The following is an 18,807-nucleotide window of genomic DNA, read 5'->3' on the forward strand; positions in this document are numbered from 1 at the left end:
GGGTTAGACTCTAATTGAGATTTAAAATAGCAGTATGTATCGAGGGGTGCTTTGTAGCGGGTCAACTAATCGGTGACTCTTCCTCTTAGCGCTTTTTTCTGGCCTTGCTTCTTTTTCCCAGTCATTCGTTTTAATTTAGAAGAACGTGTTGGCTTGGTTGGGCGGCGCGTTTTTTGAACAACCATCGCGGCGGTAATGATCTCTTTGAGACGCGCTAACGCATCCATTCGGTTTTGTTCTTGAGTCCGATAAACCTGAGCTTTAAGAATGATCACGCCTTCCTTGGTTATACGAGAGTCATTTAATCCGAGTAGCCGACTTTTATATATCTCAGGCAGTGACGATGCGTGTATATCGAAGCGCAAATGAATGGCGGAAGCGACTTTTTGCACATTTTGCCCGCCATTTCCCATTGAGCGAATCGCGGTCATTTCAATCTCGCTATCGGGAATCGACACAGAGTTTGATATTTTCAGCATTACACATCTCTCCCACGAAGAGTCCGGTGCAGTTTAGGGCCGAACACATTAATGAGAGCACCGATAATAATAAGTGCGCCTCCTAAGTAGGTCCACCCCACCGGAATCTCATTAAAGACTACGATACCAATGATTGTCGTGAATACAATTTGAATGTACCCCAATGCCGATGCATTACCAGCGGTGAGTGTTTTCATGGCTTTAGTCAGCCCGAACTGTCCCATTTGAGTAAACACTCCCACCAGAACGAGAAGTATCGTTAAGTTGAAATCTGGCATAACAAAACTGTCGCCCATCATGAAGAGCGAAAAGGGAAGTGCAACCAGGGGAAAATAGAAGATGATTACCGAGCTATCTTCTGTTTGACTGAGCTTTCTAACTATCACATAAGCAATAGCGCTACCAAACGCCCCCATTAGTGCCATGCCAACACTAAATAGCGGTAATTGATGAGCTGTTTGATGGTCAAGAGAAGGCTGAATAACACACCATAGACCAATGAATGAAACAGCGATGCATATTAACGTTGTCATTTGAATGCGCTCTTTTAAAAACACCACCGCGAGCAAAGAAGTAAACAGGGGATAGGTATATTGCAAAATGGTCGCTTCTGCTAATGGAATTGTCGTCAACGCATAGTAGACACACATCAGAGCGAGTGTGCCCACAGTCCCTCGAGCCAACAGAAGCAGTTTGTTATTTCCCCAAATAGAGATGCCTTTTCTCTTAACATCTAGGTAGCTAATGCAAAGAGAAACGAGCGCGCGGGCGGCGACAATTTCAAAAACTGGGATACCGTTAATGCTCACCCATTTAACGGCCGCTGACATAAAGGCAAATCCAAGGGTCGAAATTAAAATATATTTCAAACCCATTGGAATGTGAGTAAAGAGCGTTGATAGGGATTTCATAACAGACCGAAAGCGAGAATACTAAAGCCGCTACTTTAGCTCGATTTCAGAACATTGTCTTGGCAAATAGTGGTAAAAATGATCGATTAAATTCTCGCGGTTTTACTGGCTAGTCGAGTTTTAGCGCTCATCTTTGGTCGATTCCATTACAACCATCGTGGTAATGGAACGTACTTGAGGACATTCACCTAATACGTCGGCATGAAAACGCTTAAATGTGTGTAAATCTTTTGTTTCTACTCGAATCAGGTATTCGTTCATACCGGTAATATTATGGCACTCAACCACTTCAGGAATAAATTGAACATGCTCTTCAAATGCGACTTGCGCTTTCTTACCATGATCAGATAAACCGATTGAAACATAAGCAACAAACCCGATTTCCAACTTCTGTTTGTCAACCACAGCACGGTAGCCCTTAATGATGCCACTTCGCTCTAGTTCTTGAACTCGCCTTAGCGTTGCTGAAGGTGATAAACCAACACGTTCAGATAACTCGACATTGGTTAATTTTCCGTTGAGTTGAAGCTCGTGCAAGATTCTTTCGTTAAACTTATCCATATCGACCATTTGTTGTTGAATATCAACTTTGTTAAACAATATAAACACGAAATTGCGTCATTTACTACGTATTCTTTATCTATCTTGATTACTTAAATAAAGGAACGTCATAATGTTCGACCATTTTATTGCTCTGGCTCTTTTCGTCTTTGTGTCTACTTTTTCTCCAGGGCCAAATAACATGATGTTATTGGCATCGGGTGCCAATATTGGTGTGAGCCGTACCATTCCTCATATTTTAGGGGTTGCTCTGGGCTTTGGGATGATGGTGTTTTTGGTTGGTATCGGAGTTCAAAATTTATTTGAGCATTTTCCAGCTCTGCATCAGATATTAAATAGCCTATGTATTGTCTATTTATTATATTTGGCGTTTAAAATTGCAACGAGCAAACCATCATTGGAAAATCAAGACTATAAACCGATGACGTTTTTATCTGCTGCAATGTTTCAATGGGTGAACCCAAAAGGCTGGTCAATGGCGCTAACCGCAGTGAGTTTATATAATCCAGAAGCTTCGATGTATGGTTTGATTTTAATTACGCTGACATTTGTCGCGATCAACATTCCATCGTGTACGACTTGGGTTTTTGCTGGAAAGCAAATTAGTCAGTTACTTAAAAGCCCGACGCATATTCGTTTATTTAATGGGGTAATGGCGGCGTTATTGGTAGGGTCTACACTGCCTTTGGTGCTGTAATTTGAGATTGATCGAATAATAAATTGAGTTAAATGTAAATCAATATCATTTTATAGATAAGAACATGCTTTCCATATATGAAGGGTGTGTTACTAATATTTAGTGACTAAAACCCAGTTATTTATAATTCTAAAACTTTATGATGAATTTTGAATTGAATGATAATTTAATTCTAACCATCGCGATTCTTATTATGTTTACTTTGTTGTCTAAATACGTCTCTGTACGATCTCTCTATTCCTATATATGAGTAATCGTGTGGGGGTTTTTGACGAGTTAAATATAGTTTTAACTAAACAAAAATTAGTAAAAATAATAAGTAAATTATAAGTAGTAATAATAAATCATAAGAAATAAACCCTACATTTATATTATGGAGAGTGTATGAACACTACAACGTCGACACTTCAAAACAATGGATCGTTTCTCTGGAATTTTTCGAAAAAGTTTCAGTTTGCCGCCGATCGATATATTCCAGATTCATTCGTATTTTGTATCATTCTTAGCATTGTTATTTTTGCTATGGGATTGATTTCGGGTACTTCGGCCAATGATTTGGTTGATGGCTGGTATAGTAAAATATGGGCAATGAATGGATTTGCTTTTCAAATGTCACTTATGGTGATGGTATGTGGCGCTGCAGCGAAGTCACCTCTTATTTCTGTGGGGTTAGAAAAAGTCGCGCTTAAAGTAAAAAGCCGAGTGGCAGCCATTATTGTGTTGCTTGTATTTGGTCTTGCTTCAAGTGTGATTAACTGGTCATTTTCTTTAATTCTAACGCCAATCTTAGCAATGTATTTATCGAAAAGTGTGAAAGGGCTTCATTTCCCACTTCTTATTGCGGCGGGTTATTCGACAATGTTACTGGGTCAGTCTTGGTGTCCAAGTGCATCTGCATACGCCTTACTTGCGGGCTCAGATCATTTTCTTGTCGATAAAGTCGGAGTATTGCCGCAAAGCGAGACAACGTATAATCCAGTTAATACAGCTTTGTTCTTTTTGCTGGCGTTTGTCACCGTAATGATTACGCTTATGACCAAGGCGCCTGAATCTGATGTCATTTGCTATGAAGGCGAAATCAAAGCGCAGAAAGAAGAAGAAGTAGAAGATGAAACCCCTGCGGATAAGATGAATAACAACCGCGTTATTATGTATATTTTGGGCGCGGCAGGGCTATTTATTATTGGACAGTCAATTGCGAGTAAAGGCTTCCTAAATTCGTTGAACTTCAACTTTGTTATTTTTATGTTTTTGATTTTGAATGTATTTTTATACAGTACACCAGTCAAATTTACTAAGGCATTTGGCGATGCGATCAAGTCAGCCGCCCCCATCATGCTGCAGTTCCCATTCTATAGTGGCATTATGGGATTAATGGCCGCATCTGGTATTGCAACGGATATGGCAAACTTCCTTATTCAGTCAGCTTCGCCAGGTACACTTCCTTTATTCTCTTATATTTCGGCGTCAGTAGTGAATCTGTTTATTCCATCTCAAGGTGGGCAATGGATTATCCAAGGTCCAATTCTTATTGATGCGGCTCTAAGTATCGGTGCTGATATTCCGACTGTGGTTAATGCCTTTATTCTTGGTGATGAAGCCACCAACTTAATTCAGCCACTTTATGTGATTCCAGCGCTTGCGTTGGTAGGCATGAAACTGAAACATGTTTGGGGGTTCATGGCCTTCATTTGGTTTATCTGGACTATTATCACTTCATTAGGGTTGCTGATTCTTCCTCAGATAATGTAAACCGTTCTCTTGAAAAGGAAACCTCAGTGTTGATGAAGCACTGAGGTTTTTTTATGCAATGTATGGAGGTCTGGTTTAGGGCTTGGTTTAAGGACTTGGTCTAAAGGCTTGGTTTAAAGGGAATTGATGTGGCAATTTCTGGCGAAAAGAGAAATTTATATTATACTTTTTATAAACATAGCGCTTTAGGGTGCTATCTATTTATTCCTCTATTCAAGTAAGTGAGATTAAGCATATGGTTAGATTAAAAAATTGTTTAGGCTTACTTATGTTCGGTCGCCAAACTGCATTATGAGCCCCTTAAAATACTCATCCTTTAACATAACCAAAACGCAAGTTCTGCTGCTCGCCTCTGGCGCACTGTCGATATCTACATCTGTATTTAGTAGTGAATTAGATTTAGAAAGGTTTCGTGTACATGGTTTTGGCACGGTAGCAATAACTCAAAGCGGCAATGATGAAATATACACACCTGACTATTTATCCAGAGACATCAGTACCGATAAAGTATCTTGGGATGAGTCACTTTTTGGATTGCAATTAGATAGCTCGATAACCGACTCTCTTGAAGCCAGCGTGCAGCTCGTTTTTAGAAATCGATATGATGATGATCTTGAAGAAAATATTGAACGAGCTTTCCTTAAATATTCCCCAAATGAATTTTATGCGCGCATAGGTAGGCTTGGGCTTGATGTCTACATGCTATCAGAGTATCGAAACGTTGGTTACGCTTACCCTTGGGCCCATGCTTCATTGGAGTTTTATGGTGCGTTTGGTATGGATTATTACGACGGTGCTGAAATTGGCTATCGTGTTCCAACCGATCTTGGGCACCTTCAGGTGAGTTTATACGGAGGAAGTACGACTCAGACGTCAGAAATGGCAGGTTATGTGGTCAAGCTTGATTATGAATCACTAGTAGGAACTACACTGCGTTACAGCCAAGATAACTGGATGCTCCATGCTGCGTTAGCAAACGCGACGCTAGCGTCAGATGTCGATTTTATCAACGAGTTGAGAGATGCCTTAGATCAATCGTCAGCATTCTGGAATGAAGCTGACTCCATTTCTTCTGACTTAGAAGTTGACGGTACTTCGGTAACATATGCTTCTCTTGGTGGGTTATATGATAACGGGGATTGGGTCGCACAATCTGAACTGAGTTATGCCGATACCGAGAGTAAAGTGTTCCCAACATTTTACACCGGATATTTGAGTGTCGCTCGACGATTGGAAAGCATCACACCATTTATATTAGGAGGCTTTGTTGAACCCGTTGATGATAGAAGTATTTCATCAAATGCGCCTGTGTTTTTATCATCGTTACAAGATGCAGTCTCGAGCATCTACAGTTCAACATTCGATCAAAAAAGTTTATCTGTTGGTGCGAGTTGGGATGTAGTGAACAACCTTTCGCTGACAGTACAATGGGACCGCACGTGGGTAGAACCTTATGGAGGTGAGTTGTGGAATTTTGATTCCGTCAACACAACTTCGGTGACGCTCGATACTTATTCTCTCAACTGTAGCTTTATATTTTGATTATGAAAAAGTTAGCCATATTTTTGTTGATAGTGATTCACACATTTTATCCGGTACAGGCCGGAGAGATTGCTGTGATTGTTAACTCTGAAAATAATGTATCAACGCTTTCAAAACGTGAACTTATCGATTTATATATGGGTAAAACTCATGCTTTTCCAAATGGATTAAAAACCATAACCTTGGATCAAAATACGGACTCTAAAGTGAGACAAAAGTTCTATCATTCACTGGTAAATAAAAGTGTTGCTCAAGTTAATGCGTACTGGGCTCGACTGCTATTTACCGGTAGAGCAACCCCACCAAGAATTGCAAATAGATCCGAAGAAATTAGACGGCTCGTTCAGGAGAATCCAAATGCAATCGGTTATATCGATAGTGATTTTCTCGATTCGTCGGTGAAGGAAGTTTTTCGTGTGGAATAGTCTTAAAAACACACTTGCGTACCGTGTCGCAGGCTCTGTGTTTCTATTGACGCTATTATTGACATTATTTCTAACTATTTTCTTTTATTTTCAACTGTATACAAAAGAAATCTCAGAGCAGAACTCTCGAATAACTCAGCTTGCTCACACCGTTGAAAGTAACGCAGCTATTTCTGCCTATCTCAATAATCAAGAACTCGCCCAAGAGGTTGTTAGTGGCTTAGCTAAAAATGATATTGTGGATATTGCGAGTATCGAAGATGATAATGATTTTTCAGAACAGAGTGGTACGTCAAATTCTAAGTCTTCGGTCTTACCCATCGTTTTTGAGTTACCTTCTCCTTTTCTAGTTGGCGATATTGTTGGCCGACTAACCATTATTCCCAACCAAAGCTTGATTGAAAATAACGCGAAAGAGATCGCCATCCTGTATTCAGTGATCCTCTTCTTCTACTCTGCAATAGTGGTGTCCATGGTGACTTTTCTGGTGCACCGGCAGCTGACTCTCCCGCTCGTTAAAATGAAGAAGGCTGTTGATCAAGCTGCGCCAGGAACAGATAAAACTCTCACGTATATTCACCGTAATCCTAACGACGAAATTGGACTGTTGGTTAATCACTCAAATAAGCTATTAACATCAATTTATGACACTTTAGAGCGGGAAAAAACACTTAGGAATAAAATTGAGAAAGTAGAGCGTCGCTACCGTTTGCTTTTTGAACAATCAAGTGTTGGGATTGCATTGGTGACACCAGAAGGGTATGTAGAGCTTTGCAATGAATCGTTCGATCACCTTGTTCAGCATTATGTAAATTCAAAACATGAAAGCATTTCGGCGATACCCTTGGCAGATATATTCATTAACCCCGATAGAATGAATGAAACATTAACATTAGTGTGCCAGAACGACTGCGTAATGGCAGAAGATTTCCGGCTTAATAATAGTCGTTTAGAAGAGCGTCGATGGTTCCATTGTCTATTTTCATTAGCGTCAGAGGACCAAGGAAATCAGTTAATTGAACTGGTGATGTACGATATTTCAGAACGAGCAATGCGAGAGAAGCAACATCAATTTGAAGCTGAGTTTGATTCACTGACAACACTTTACAACCGACGAGCAGCAGAGCGAAATATGATCGACTTGCTTGCTGAGGCTCAAGATCCAGAACACCAATGCGCGCTGATACTTATCGATCTCGATCATTTTAAACCGGTGAATGACCAATTTGGCCATGAAGCTGGAGACTTGGTACTTATTGAAACCGCAATACGTTTAAAAGAATCGGTAAGCAGTGAAGATCTGGTATGTCGTTGGGGGGGAGATGAGTTTCTTGTTATTCTTCGACATGATGTCGATCCTCTATCCGTTGAAAACGTGATTTCGACCATATTGAGAAATCTCATTAAACCTATCAATATCAGCCAATCAGAGCCCGTGGTTATCGGGGCGAGTTTGGGCGTTGTGCTAACGTCAAGACATGGAAACGACCGTGATACATTGGTGAAAAGCGCCGATGAAGCCATGTATCTGGTGAAGCAAAATGGGCGCAACGGCTACTGTATTTCAGGAGAAGACCCTGTTTTTAGTTAACTTAGGCCGCTTCTACGTTTGTGTCTGTTTCGTAATAATAGTATTGCACGCATTGGTCAGCTAAGAGATCCAAAGAGTCCAAAGACTTTTCCTTTTTATCACTAGAAAGAGAATTGAACGCCAGTGGTATCTCGGTACAACCCAATATTACGCCATCGGCACCGCGTGCGATCAGTGAATCAAAAATTGGCTCCATAAGTTGTCTGCCTTTCTCTACATCGCCAGATTTGACCGCATAAATGCCCTCCATCACCTGATTCTGCTCCGCTTCGGTTGGGGTAAGTACTTCCATATTGTTTTCACGAATCGCATCGGCATAGATATGGGTTTTAATGGTCGCGTTGGTGGCGAGAATACCGATGCACTTCATTTGTCGTCGTATCGCTTCGTTTGTCACTGTATCTATGATGCTGATAAAAGAGGCATTGGTGATGCTCAGTTTGTCCAACCAATAATGCGCGGTATTGCATGGAATAACGACTTTTGTTGCACCGGAATCTGTTAGAGAGGCAAGATTGTTTTTTAATACTTCCAGTGGATCTTCGCCCTGTTCTAGAATGCATCTTGTGCGATCTGGAATTGTTGGATTATTCGATATAATCATAGGGATATGTTCTTGATCTGAATTTGCCGGGCTTTTGTCGACGATGCGTCTAACAAAATCAACCGTTGCCATTGGGCCCATGCCGCCAAGTATGCCAAGTTTTTTATTCATAATAACTCCTTGCTTGAAACGAAATTTATCAAAGTTCGTCGTTGTTAAGAAATGAAATAATTGACATACTCATGCAATAAATGCATAGGGTGGTAGCGTGACGAATATTGAAACGAAATGGATCATGGATTTTTTAAAGCTCGCTGAACTGCGTAACTTTTCAAAAGCCGCTGCGGAGCGAAATGTGACTCAGTCAGCCTTTAGTCGACGAATTCAATCGTTAGAAAATGCTGTTGGCTGCTTATTGGTTAATCGAGATACCACACCGGTTTCATTAACCAGTAACGGTATCGAGTTTCGTACCAGCTCACGTAGCATACTGATTCAACTGGAGGACGAACTTGAAAGGTTGAACGACCTAACAGTACTTGGAAATCAAAAAGTGAGTCTGGTTGCGGGGCATTCAATTGCGACAGATATTCTGCCCTTGATGCGCTTCAATTTGTTTACCGAGGAAAAAGCGGTTGTTCTGGATGTTAGAGCAATCGATATTGACGATGCGGTGAGTATGCTTCAAGAGAGCGCGTGCGATTTAATGTTGAGTTATAAAAACCCTCAACTTCATACAGAGTCTTATGTTGCTCATCGACTTGGGCAATCGAGAATCTACTGTGTTACCGGCGTGGATCAGAGTTCTGAGCCTATATATCGCCTTTCACGTGAGTCTATTACCCCTTGGGTTATGCACTCGAGTGGGAGTTTTATGGGAAGGCTTACAAAAGAGGTCAGTAACCAATATAAATTAAAGCCGATTTTTTCGTCATCGATGACCGAGCTGGTTAAAGAGTTGGTCGTACAAGGAGAAGGCATTGGGTGGTTACCTGAGCACTCCATTCGCAAGCAGTTAGAATCTGGGCAGTTGGTAGTCATTGATGAGTTAGATAGCGATAGCACGATGATCGCTGAAATATATGCGTATCGTTCGCAAGCGAAGTTGCCCCCTGCTGCGGAGCGAGTGTGGCAAAAATTGTGTGAATTTTCTAATGTCGAATGGTAGTAAAAATGAAAAAGCAGCCAAGTTCAATCTCGACTGCTTTTTTGGGGATTGTTTATAATATTAAACGTTTGCTACTTTATCGGTGCTAGCTTTAGAGTTATAGACAGATTCATCCAGCTCTTTTTCACTCTTCGCAATAAGTAGAGATACCATCATATCGCCACACACGTTAACAGTTGTACGAGCCATATCTAGAATACGGTCGATACCCGCAACGATTGCCAACCCTTCGATAGGAAGACCAACAGTTGTTAAGACTAGTGATAGCATAATTAGACCAGCACCTGGAACACCAGCTGTACCAATAGAAGCAAGTGTTGAGGTTAAAATGATGACCATATAGTCCGACATTTCTAAGTCAATGCCAAAGGCTTGAGCAATGAACAGCGCACAAACACCTTGGTAAAGAGCGGTACCATCCATGTTAATGGTTGCTCCTAGAGGCAGTACGAAACTTGAAACCCCTTTAGAGACACCGAGTTCTTCACGAGCCGCTTTGATTGTTGCAGGTAAAGTACCAGAGCTACTTGTGGTGGTAAACGCAACTGCTGCTGGGTTAGTCAGAGCTTTGATGTAGCGAGTTGGGTTAAGGCGTCCAAATACTTTAACAACACCAGAGTAGAATACGAGTACATGAAGAATCGATCCTAAGTAAGCAACCGCAATCACTTTAATTAGAGGAAGAAGGATATCGAGTCCATATTTTCCTGATACCCAAGCCATTAAACCGAATACACCGTATGGAGCAAACTTCATCACGAGTTCGGTAAGCTTATACATTGCTTCTGCTAGGCTCTCAAATACAGCAACCGCTGGCTTCGATTTTTCGCCGATTAGGTTCAGTGAAATACCTAATCCAATTGCGAAAACAATTATCTGCAAGATGTTACCAGCAGCGAGTGCGCCAACAGGGTTTTTAGGAATAATATTGAGTAAAGTCTGAACAAGTGGTGGCGCATCTTTACCAGTAGCACCTGTATCTTGAGCGACCATATTTAGACCTGACCCCGGTTCTAAAATAGCCGCAAGTAGGAGACCGATGGTGATTGCGACGGCGGTCGTTCCAAGATAGAGAGCAATCGCTTTCGCGCCGATACGGCCCATTTTACGAGAGTCTTCCATCGAGGTAACACCGACAACCAATGAACAGAATATCAATGGCACAATCAGCATTTTGATGGCATTGATGAACAAGGTTCCAATTGGTTTTAGTGCTTCAGCATCTGGCCCCATGATTGCGCCAGCGATGACACCTAATATCAAGCCGACGACAATTTTTTTCCATAACTCTAAGTTTTTCCAAAAGCCACCACTGGATTGTGGCAGCGAATTGTTACTGGTCATATTCAAATTCCTTTTCAAAGGTTAATCCGTTCGCACATTCGTTGCAGAATATGCGATGCCTATGACAAGAGATTGCAAGTGGAATGCCAGTTTTTATATGACTGTAATATATTGATTTTATGGGAGAAAGGAAAATAGTGACATTTAGAAAAGGTATAATAAGAGTTATACCCTATTAGCTAGTAATTGAATTATCAATTAAAAACAACGCCTTACCTAATTATAACTTTGGTTATGTTATAACCAAAGTTATAGGGATTAGTTGTTGGGCGTTTTACTGCTTTTTAAGGCGCTTGCTTAACGCGGGTTGAGAAATACCCAGTAACCGAGATGCGAGAGATTGATTTCCCTGAGCGCGATTCATTGCTTCCTTAACCAAAAGTTCACTGATCTCTTGGAGTGTGGGTAATGGTTGGTTCGGATCAAATAATGCGCGGTGTTCAGTCTCATTTGAAAGTTCAAAATGATGATTATCGATGACTCGCTGAAACACTTTCATCGATAAGATATGACTTTTATGTTGGCTCACCGCGTCATAGACCAAGGCTTGCAGTTCTCGTACATTTCCAGGGAAGTGGTAGTTTGACAGCAAAACTGGCAACTCTTTGGGAAACGTAGGGACTTCTTTCCCCAGCTCTTTAGCGGCTAGAGCTAAAAAGTGTTCAAAAAGTAGGGGAACATCGCCTTTTCGGTTTCTTAATGCAGGGATATCGACATGATGGATGCAGAGTCGAAAATAAAGGTCTTTTCGAAACGAGCCATCTTCAACGAGCTGTTTTAAATCATGGTGAGTGGCGACAACAACTCTGGCGCGACTGCGTTTGGGTTTATCACTTCCAATCGGGTAATAGTCCCCCTCTTGTAACAGTCGAAGTAGTTTTGTTTGAGAGGCATAGCTTAAGTCACCAATTTCATCGAGAAATAGGGTGCCATCCGCCGCACTTTCTACCATACCAATTCGCTTCTTATCGGCTCCGGTAAATGCCCCTCGGCTGTGGCCAAAAAGGGTATCGGCGAACATACTGTCATCGATTCCAGCAATATTGACGCTCACCAGTTTGCCCGTGCGCCCACTTAGCGTGTGGATCGCCTCTGCAATTCGCTCTTTGCCCACGCCGCTTTCCCCGGTAATCATCACAGGTTGACGGCTTTTGGCGATTGACTCTAGATATTGAAATATCGAGCGTAGCTTTTTATCTTGAGTAATGATGCCACTAAAAACTTCAGGCTGCTCTAATGTATCGGAGAGAAAGCGTCGCCGCATTGCTTCATTTTCACGACGCATTTCTTGCATTGTGATAGCGCGCTTTATTCCTTCCAGTAATCGATTTTCTTCGGTTGTTTTTACAAAATAGTCGTAGGCACCAAGCTTAATACAGTCTACTGCCATTTCTATTTGATTCATGCCGCTAATAATGATGACTCTTATGTGCGGGTGCTTTTCAACAATCATCTCTAGCAGCGAATCCCCAGACAGATAGGGCATATTGAGATCGAGCAGGATCAGCTCGATATCTGGGTGTTGCTCAAGCAGAGCCATAACGTCACGACTATCATTGGTTTGATATAGATGGTTGATGCCACCGTGCCTCTCCAATGTGCGCGACATGCTGCGAACAAATGCAGGTTCATCATCGACCAACATGATACCGAATTCAGGATAGAGCACGTCTTTCATTTTGCAAAGTTCCTTAACGTGTTGCATTTAGCGGCAGACAAAGAGTAACTTCCGTGCCTTGTTGAAGTTGAGAATTAAAGCTGAGTTTGCCTTGGTGTTCTTCAACGATCGAGGATGATATTGATAAACCTAAGCCAGTTCCACCCTGTTCTCGTTTTGTGGTGAAAAATGGGTCCGATAATCGTTTAATATGGCTGGGATCGATGCCAACCCCAGTGTCGGTCACGTGCATGAATATGGTATTCGACTTGGTTTGGTAGTGGGTGTCAATCGTGATGCGCTGAGATTTAGATTCGAGTGCTTGGCAGGCATTAACGATCAAATTGATGATAACTTGTTGTAAACGTTGAGAACTGCCTTTAAACAGTGGCAAAGTATTGTCGTAATTCACCGTGAAGTTGTCGGTGGATGAACGAATGGTGCGATCCGTTAGGCGAATCGCCGCAGCAATCACCTGGTTCAGATCTACTTGATCAGAGAGTTCTAAAGGTTCTTGGCGAGCAAAGTCACGTAAATCGTTGACGATTCGTCGTATGTGATGAGTGCCTTCAAGCATGTCGCTAAGCATTGTGGGGTACTCGTCTTTCATTCGGCTGTATTTAAGCCCGGCGATATCAAAGTCTCCGTAGGTTTCATAGTGCGTGTCCAAAATTTCTTCGATATCTTCAAACGACTCTTTTAATACCGGTAGATTTAAAAGCAGTAAGCTCGTGGGATTATTTATCTCGTGAGCAACCCCTGATACTAATATCCCAAGTGATGCCATCTTGTCGGCTTGAATCAACTGTTGGTGCTGCAATTCTTGTGCTTTGGTTCGAATGGACACCTGCCTAGCTAGGCTACGGTTCCATATGATTACTACGCCAAATATTAACGAGATGATCAGCGCTGAGCTCACCAGAAAAATCGTGACTTGCTGCCAATTGACACCTAATGAGGTGTAGGAACCAAACCATTTATTGTAGATCTCTTCTTGTTTGCCGGTATTTTTTAATATCGCGAGTCCTTCGTTAAACTTTGCCAGTAGCTCGTCATTTCCTTTTAAAACACCATAGCCATATCGCTGTGAACCAAAAATTTGTCCAGCAGTTTCAATATTGGAAAGCTCTAATTCTTTGCCGAGATAAAGTCCTGGCAGGTTAGCAACAAAGGCATAATCATGTTTTCCCGAGGCTAATTCTCTAAGGGCAGCAGCATGAGTATCGACATAAATAAATTGTGCATCCAGCCCAGAGTTAGCGAGCTGCTCAGCCATGATTCCACCACGTTGTAGGAGCACACTTTTCCCCGATAGATCAGCGGTACTATTGATATGAGGACTGCCTTTTCTCGCAAATAGCGAGTGATGAATCAGTGAGTGGGGTGGGGTAAAATCAATAATTTGGGCTCGTGCCGCAGAGTAGGATATGCCCTGCAACATATTGATGCGCCCATTTTCAAGACTCAGTTTCATCTCATCCCAACTCGCCAACCTGACTTCCACTTCGAGCCCCATAACATCCGCAATTGCGAGTGTTAACTCGGTGTTGTACCCATCTGGTTGCCCATCACTATTGATGAATTCATAAGGTGGAAAGTTGTGGTCACCGCCAACAATGATGACCTCTTCTTGCGCATAGAGAGCATGGGTAAAAAGCAGACAAAATAAGCAGCAGAGGTGGGTGGCAAGATATTTCATTAAGAATGTTGCTCCTTTGTCGGCGGTTGGAAGTGATGTGTCAGCTTTGGGGTGTCGAGGGGGGATTTTACTCTATTTTTGATGCGGTGAATATTGAGCTTTAGAAGCATTAGATTGATGTAGGTTCAGATAGATAAAAACCGTATAAGTTAGACTATTCGGCTCAAAGCTGCGGAAAATTTTCGTGATGATAGACGGATATATTTAGCGGGTGATTTTATTGCTTTAGTTCCGCATTTCAACAGCTTAAACAAGCCAGAACAGCCGATTGGTAGATAGCGCCTTTAGGAAGATACGGAGAGTACATTATGAGTGATAAAGCGAAGTGGAGCTCAAGAGCCAAGCAATTACTTCAAGGTATCTTTGCCAACACCCAACATATTGACGATCCCATAACGATTATTGGCAATGAAAGCAAAATTGCCTACCCAAATAAAAGCAGCTCTCAGTTCAAGCTTTATGAATACAAAATGGAAACACTTGCTCGAAGCTTTTTAATTGCAGCGCCCGTCATGGTGAATAAGCAGGATTATTCAGTAAATGGAATTTGCTTAAAAGATTATTACAAACAGTGGATATTAAACTCGTGCTCCAAAGGATGCGACGAATATTTAATGAATAGAGAGGACCTTTCAGAGCTGCGGTATAACGAGGAGCGGGTAAAGCTATTTATAAAAGGCGTGTTACATCGTAAAAAAATCAGCAAAAATGACTTCGTATTTCAACATATTGTGGAGTGTGCTCAGCTTGCACTAGGGCTCTATCACACTAAAGCGTTTATTTGGGATAGTTATACGGATTCGGAAAAAAACACGATATGTGACTTTTTTAATTCATTCGCCAGTGGGCCAACGCATGAGCATAACTGGCAATGTTTTAACGCATTGATTTTGTCGTTTCTTCATTCAGTTGGCTATGCGATCGATCAGAGCAGACTAAAAATGCATCTGCAGAATATTGTGAATCTGCATGTCGGTGATGGTTGGTATTCAGACCGTGGCCGCTTCGATTACTATACGGCTTGGATCTACAATTTCCTCGGCCCTCTTGTGAATGAATTATATGCCAATCAATATGAAAAAGAGTTGGCCTTACAAATAGATCAAAATGCCAATTTATTTATAAATAACTTCGTCCACTTTTTTGATGATGAATCACGAATCATTATGTGGGGGCGCAGCAGCAGTTATCGAAACGCGATTACTGTCCCTCTTATTTATAATTCAATCCAGAAAAATCGTGCAATCGAGCCTGAAAAAGCCAATCAAATCAGCTTTCAAGCGATGGAGCATTTCTTTGAAAATGAGAATATGCTTGCTAATGGAATACCTTCGCTAGGCTATTACCGAGCATTCGATGAGATTATCCAACCCTATAGCTGCCCAGCCAGTCCCTTGATGTTGGGATGGATATTCTGTGCGCTGTTAATTGATGATGACCATAGATTTTGGGATGCGAGTAACGAAGGTATCTCATCAGATAGTGAGTGTTTAAAAGAAACTCAAATTACTAACGTGGAAGGGCCGGGCATCAGCTTATGGCGTTACCCAGAAAGTGGCACGGTCGAACTCAAGGTCTCAAAGGTTAATACCACCAAGACCAAGCTCTACACGCGGCATTACTCCAGGTTGGCTTTCTCTTCACTGTTTCCTTATGAAATCGATGGCGAAGATTTTGCAACCATGCAATATGTTGTGAAGGGCAGTAAGCTTTATCATCCCAATATTATTGACGCTTTTGATCATTCAGGTGGAATATTTCGCAGAGAGTTTAAGTATCAATATCGATTCTTAGACAATAAATCCATAATAGTTCAAGAAGTGCCTGTGAAATATGGCACTTTGAGAGTCGATAAGTACAAAGGTAAGGTCAATGATCGGGTGACTTTATCTTCTTATGGGGTGCCAGAGTTTGAAGGTAACATCATCGTATCGAAAGTAGAGAAACAGGACGCGGAAGCCCACATACTTGATAATGGTAAATACCAACTCGCCTTTATTCTTTACTATGGATTTGAAGAGACTCGCGTTGAACAGAGAAAAGGGACGAACCCAATATCTGAAAACAGCAGCGTTATCGTCGCTAAATTGGCAACACACTGTGGTGATCCTGTCGTCGCCATTAGTAGCATTTTAGTTAAAAAGTCTGGAGAAAAGTTTACCGAGAGCGAGCTGTTTCAAGTAAGCAGTTACAAAATCTATCAAGACCATGTAGAGCTTCAGTGGAACAGTAGTGGTGCCACTGTTTTTAATATTTAACTTCTAGCTTTTAATGGTTAATGGTTAGTGGTTAGTAGTCATTAGTGTCGAGATAAGTACCGTGTGTGCTCGGTCATTTTAGTTACTTGGGTTTAGTTAGGTTTACTTAAGTTAATTATCTAGGTTTCGAGTGGGCCATGTCGGTATTGCAAGGAACATGGCTTACTTTCAATGAAAAACGTTTATAAAAGTGAGTTATGGTCATTCTAATTCCGGTCAATTGGATAGCTTTTAGAATCCAAGAGAGTTTGTTTTTCTTGTGCTTTAAGCAAAATAAGAGTTGTTCATTGATCCGTTGTTTATAGTAATAGTCACCTAAAAACTCTCGGTGCTTCTCCGCTGAGCGAAACCTCGGCTGAATATCCTCTACGTTCATCGTTACAACCTTGGTGCTGATCCCATCTGGTGTTTGATAACGGTAGAAGTATATGGATTCCGCGATATTGTGAAAGTCGATCCCTTGTTGATATAAGCGAACATACATATCCCAGTCTTGGCCGTTGGTCAGAGTTTCATCAAATTTTAAGGATTCAAGTAGAACTCTTTTAGCACTAAAGCCGCTCATTCCACAGTAAGGATTACCCGTTCTTAATCCATCACTGGTCACTCGGTTCGTTTTTTGAATGTGTATTGTGTTAGAGCTGCCAAAGTGCTCAAACCCGGAAACGACCGCATCAGCGCCTTCTAGGTAAGATTTTTGGTGTTTTGCTAAGTAGTCCGGTTTCCAAATATCGTCATCATCGAGAAAGCAGATTACCCCCCCTGAAGAGAGTGCAACACCGTGATTTCTCGCTTTGTTTGCTCCACCCGGTTCAGGTAAGCGAACGTAGACAATACGGTCTTGTGGTAATGAAGTCAGTACGTTTTCATAAGATGTGGTTGAGCAATCATCAATAACTATGATCTCATCTGCAGGTCGAGTTTGACGTAAAACACTTGAAACAGATTCATAGAAAAAATCTGGTCTATTGTAAGTGGTAATTACCGCGCTAATTTTCATAAAAGATTCAATCACTACACATACTGTCGGGGACTTTTACTCATCAATGAGTACTATTTATCTTTAGGATCCCATCAGAAAACCCTCTAGATCACAGTTGCACTATTGAACCTAGTCCCTATTTATATTGTGGTCTTGTGGTGGAGGGTAAATATAGCACAAAAGTATTTATCCTATTTTGACAGTCGGTGTTATTAATGGTGAATCTCATCATTTGTACATGTGCAGATTGTGCCGCTCTTGAGCTCAAACTCGCGTTAAATGATAGGGCTTAACGTGTGCCAGCAGTGCTATTGCTGACACAAGGCCCTGTGAGCTACTTCAAGCAGAGGTTATTTAAGATACCCAGCGACGGTTTGAACTGGCAAAAATCCATCTTCTTTTGTCAGCCACACGGCCACCGCATCACTGTTTTCCGGTAATGACGGTAAATTAAATGCCCATTGTGACTCCGCCGTTTTTTGCTGCTTTTCCAACACCACAAAGTCATGTTCCAGCTTTTTACCCCTGTTTTCACCCGCTTTGACCTTGGTTTCCTCATCCATTGCCAGTATTGCAATATGGGCGATATAACGTTGATCAGAAGGGTAAGAAACTTCAAAGCGGTTGCCCGACTGCTTTAGTGTTAGCTTTTCAGCTTTTATCTGCTGAGATTTGGGTAAGTCACGACGAGAAAAATAACCTTGCCACTCTTTTCCGTCGACTATAAATCCGGGAGTGTATACCGATGAGGTAGCGCCGAAACTCCGATAAATGCGCTGACGCTGAGAAAAAGATGGGTGAGCAAATTCATCGTCCCAGCCTAAGTAATTCCAGTAATCAACATGAAAGGCTAACGGAATCACCTCGGTCCATAATGTCGACTCTGACTGAAACTGGCTAAGGTATTTGTCTGCGGGCGGGCAGCTGGAACACCCTTCTGAGGTAAACAGTTCAACTAATTGTGCCGGTTGTCCTTCGTGCTGCCAAGTTTGATCCGCAAGTGCTGGTTGCAGAAGCCCGAGCGTAATAAACAGCGATAATGTCGTGCGAAGTTTCGTCTTCATAGAAATATCCTTCTGATGCATTGACTCCATTCAGACCCGCTTTCTCTTTATTTCAGGACAGAACAGTAACTACTTATATTAGTCAGCATCTATCGTCTCTAGTTCCGTGAAAGAAAGGTGTGACTGCACCTTG

At 41.7% G+C, this 18,807-nt stretch carries 16 protein-coding genes; 7 read left to right on the forward strand and 9 right to left on the reverse strand.

The window, feature by feature from the left end:
- Window positions 1–65: 65 nt before the first annotated feature.
- From arfB to ACXJY6_RS17680, 3 genes are all read right to left on the reverse strand, one after another.
- Complete coding sequence (gene arfB / locus ACXJY6_RS17670) at window positions 66–479, reverse strand: alternative ribosome rescue aminoacyl-tRNA hydrolase ArfB (protein ID WP_458769134.1); 414 nt, start codon at window positions 477–479, stop codon at window positions 66–68.
- Complete coding sequence (locus ACXJY6_RS17675) at window positions 479–1,390, reverse strand: DMT family transporter (protein ID WP_458769135.1); 912 nt, start codon at window positions 1,388–1,390, stop codon at window positions 479–481. Before ACXJY6_RS17675 ends, arfB begins: the two co-directional genes overlap by 1 nt.
- Before the next feature lie 120 nt (window positions 1,391–1,510).
- Complete coding sequence (locus ACXJY6_RS17680) at window positions 1,511–1,951, reverse strand: Lrp/AsnC family transcriptional regulator (protein WP_456052492.1); 441 nt, start codon at window positions 1,949–1,951, stop codon at window positions 1,511–1,513.
- 109 nt (window positions 1,952–2,060) lie between these two features.
- Between ACXJY6_RS17680 and ACXJY6_RS17685 the strand changes: the two genes are divergently transcribed.
- From ACXJY6_RS17685 to ACXJY6_RS17705, 5 genes are all read left to right on the forward strand, one after another.
- Complete coding sequence (locus ACXJY6_RS17685; protein ID WP_456052491.1) at window positions 2,061–2,648, forward strand: LysE family translocator; 588 nt, start codon at window positions 2,061–2,063, stop codon at window positions 2,646–2,648.
- 384 nt (window positions 2,649–3,032) lie between these two features.
- Window positions 3,033–4,400, forward strand: coding sequence for a short-chain fatty acid transporter (locus tag ACXJY6_RS17690; RefSeq protein ID WP_456052427.1), 1,368 nt, complete (start codon window positions 3,033–3,035; stop codon window positions 4,398–4,400).
- Window positions 4,401–4,691: 291 nt separating this feature from the next.
- A complete protein-coding gene (locus ACXJY6_RS17695; RefSeq protein WP_458769136.1) occupies window positions 4,692–5,942 on the forward strand; it encodes a hypothetical protein in 1,251 nt (416 codons plus the stop codon).
- Between the two features lie 74 nt (window positions 5,943–6,016).
- Entirely contained in the window at window positions 6,017–6,367 is a 351-nt protein-coding gene (locus ACXJY6_RS17700; protein ID WP_456052425.1) for a type 2 periplasmic-binding domain-containing protein, read from the forward strand.
- Entirely contained in the window at window positions 6,357–7,958 is a 1,602-nt protein-coding gene (locus ACXJY6_RS17705; protein WP_458769137.1) for a diguanylate cyclase domain-containing protein, read from the forward strand. The genes ACXJY6_RS17700 and ACXJY6_RS17705 overlap by 11 nt, the downstream gene beginning before the upstream one ends.
- 1 nt (window position 7,959) lies before the next feature.
- Here ACXJY6_RS17705 and cuyB read toward each other — a convergent pair whose 3' ends face one another.
- The gene (gene cuyB, locus ACXJY6_RS17710; protein WP_458769138.1) at window positions 7,960–8,673 is read right to left on the reverse strand and encodes a cysteate racemase; all 714 of its coding nucleotides are present in this window, start codon (window positions 8,671–8,673) and stop codon (window positions 7,960–7,962) included.
- A gap of 97 nt (window positions 8,674–8,770) precedes the next feature.
- Here cuyB and ACXJY6_RS17715 point away from each other — a divergent pair, with 97 nt between their 5' ends.
- Window positions 8,771–9,670 (forward strand): LysR substrate-binding domain-containing protein, encoded by a 900-nt coding sequence (locus ACXJY6_RS17715; protein ID WP_458769139.1) that lies wholly within the window; start codon window positions 8,771–8,773, stop codon window positions 9,668–9,670.
- 60 nt (window positions 9,671–9,730) lie between these two features.
- Here the strand turns inward: ACXJY6_RS17715 and ACXJY6_RS17720 are convergent, their stop codons facing one another.
- From ACXJY6_RS17720 to ACXJY6_RS17730, 3 genes are all read right to left on the reverse strand, one after another.
- Entirely contained in the window at window positions 9,731–11,014 is a 1,284-nt protein-coding gene (locus tag ACXJY6_RS17720; protein ID WP_458769140.1) for a dicarboxylate/amino acid:cation symporter, read from the reverse strand.
- Between the two features lie 274 nt (window positions 11,015–11,288).
- On the reverse strand, window positions 11,289–12,692 hold the full coding sequence (locus tag ACXJY6_RS17725; RefSeq protein WP_456052420.1) for a sigma-54-dependent transcriptional regulator: 1,404 nt from the start codon (window positions 12,690–12,692) through the stop codon (window positions 11,289–11,291).
- A gap of 13 nt (window positions 12,693–12,705) precedes the next feature.
- On the reverse strand, window positions 12,706–14,370 hold the full coding sequence (locus tag ACXJY6_RS17730; protein ID WP_458769141.1) for a transporter substrate-binding domain-containing protein: 1,665 nt from the start codon (window positions 14,368–14,370) through the stop codon (window positions 12,706–12,708).
- A 308-nt stretch (window positions 14,371–14,678) separates the two neighbouring features.
- On the opposite strand from ACXJY6_RS17730, the gene ACXJY6_RS17735 reads away from it, so the two are divergent.
- Complete coding sequence (locus ACXJY6_RS17735; protein ID WP_458769142.1) at window positions 14,679–16,628, forward strand: DUF2264 domain-containing protein; 1,950 nt, start codon at window positions 14,679–14,681, stop codon at window positions 16,626–16,628.
- A 115-nt stretch (window positions 16,629–16,743) separates the two neighbouring features.
- Here ACXJY6_RS17735 and ACXJY6_RS17740 read toward each other — a convergent pair whose 3' ends face one another.
- Both ACXJY6_RS17740 and ACXJY6_RS17745 read right to left on the reverse strand, forming a co-directional pair.
- Window positions 16,744–17,628, reverse strand: coding sequence for a glycosyltransferase family 2 protein (locus ACXJY6_RS17740; protein WP_458769143.1), 885 nt, complete (start codon window positions 17,626–17,628; stop codon window positions 16,744–16,746).
- Window positions 17,629–17,960: 332 nt separating this feature from the next.
- Window positions 17,961–18,674, reverse strand: a complete 714-nt coding sequence (locus ACXJY6_RS17745; protein ID WP_458769144.1) for a DUF1223 domain-containing protein — start codon at window positions 18,672–18,674, stop codon at window positions 17,961–17,963.
- Window positions 18,675–18,807 lie beyond the last annotated feature (133 nt).

The sequence above is a fragment of the Vibrio phycocola genome (genome assembly GCF_054404255.1).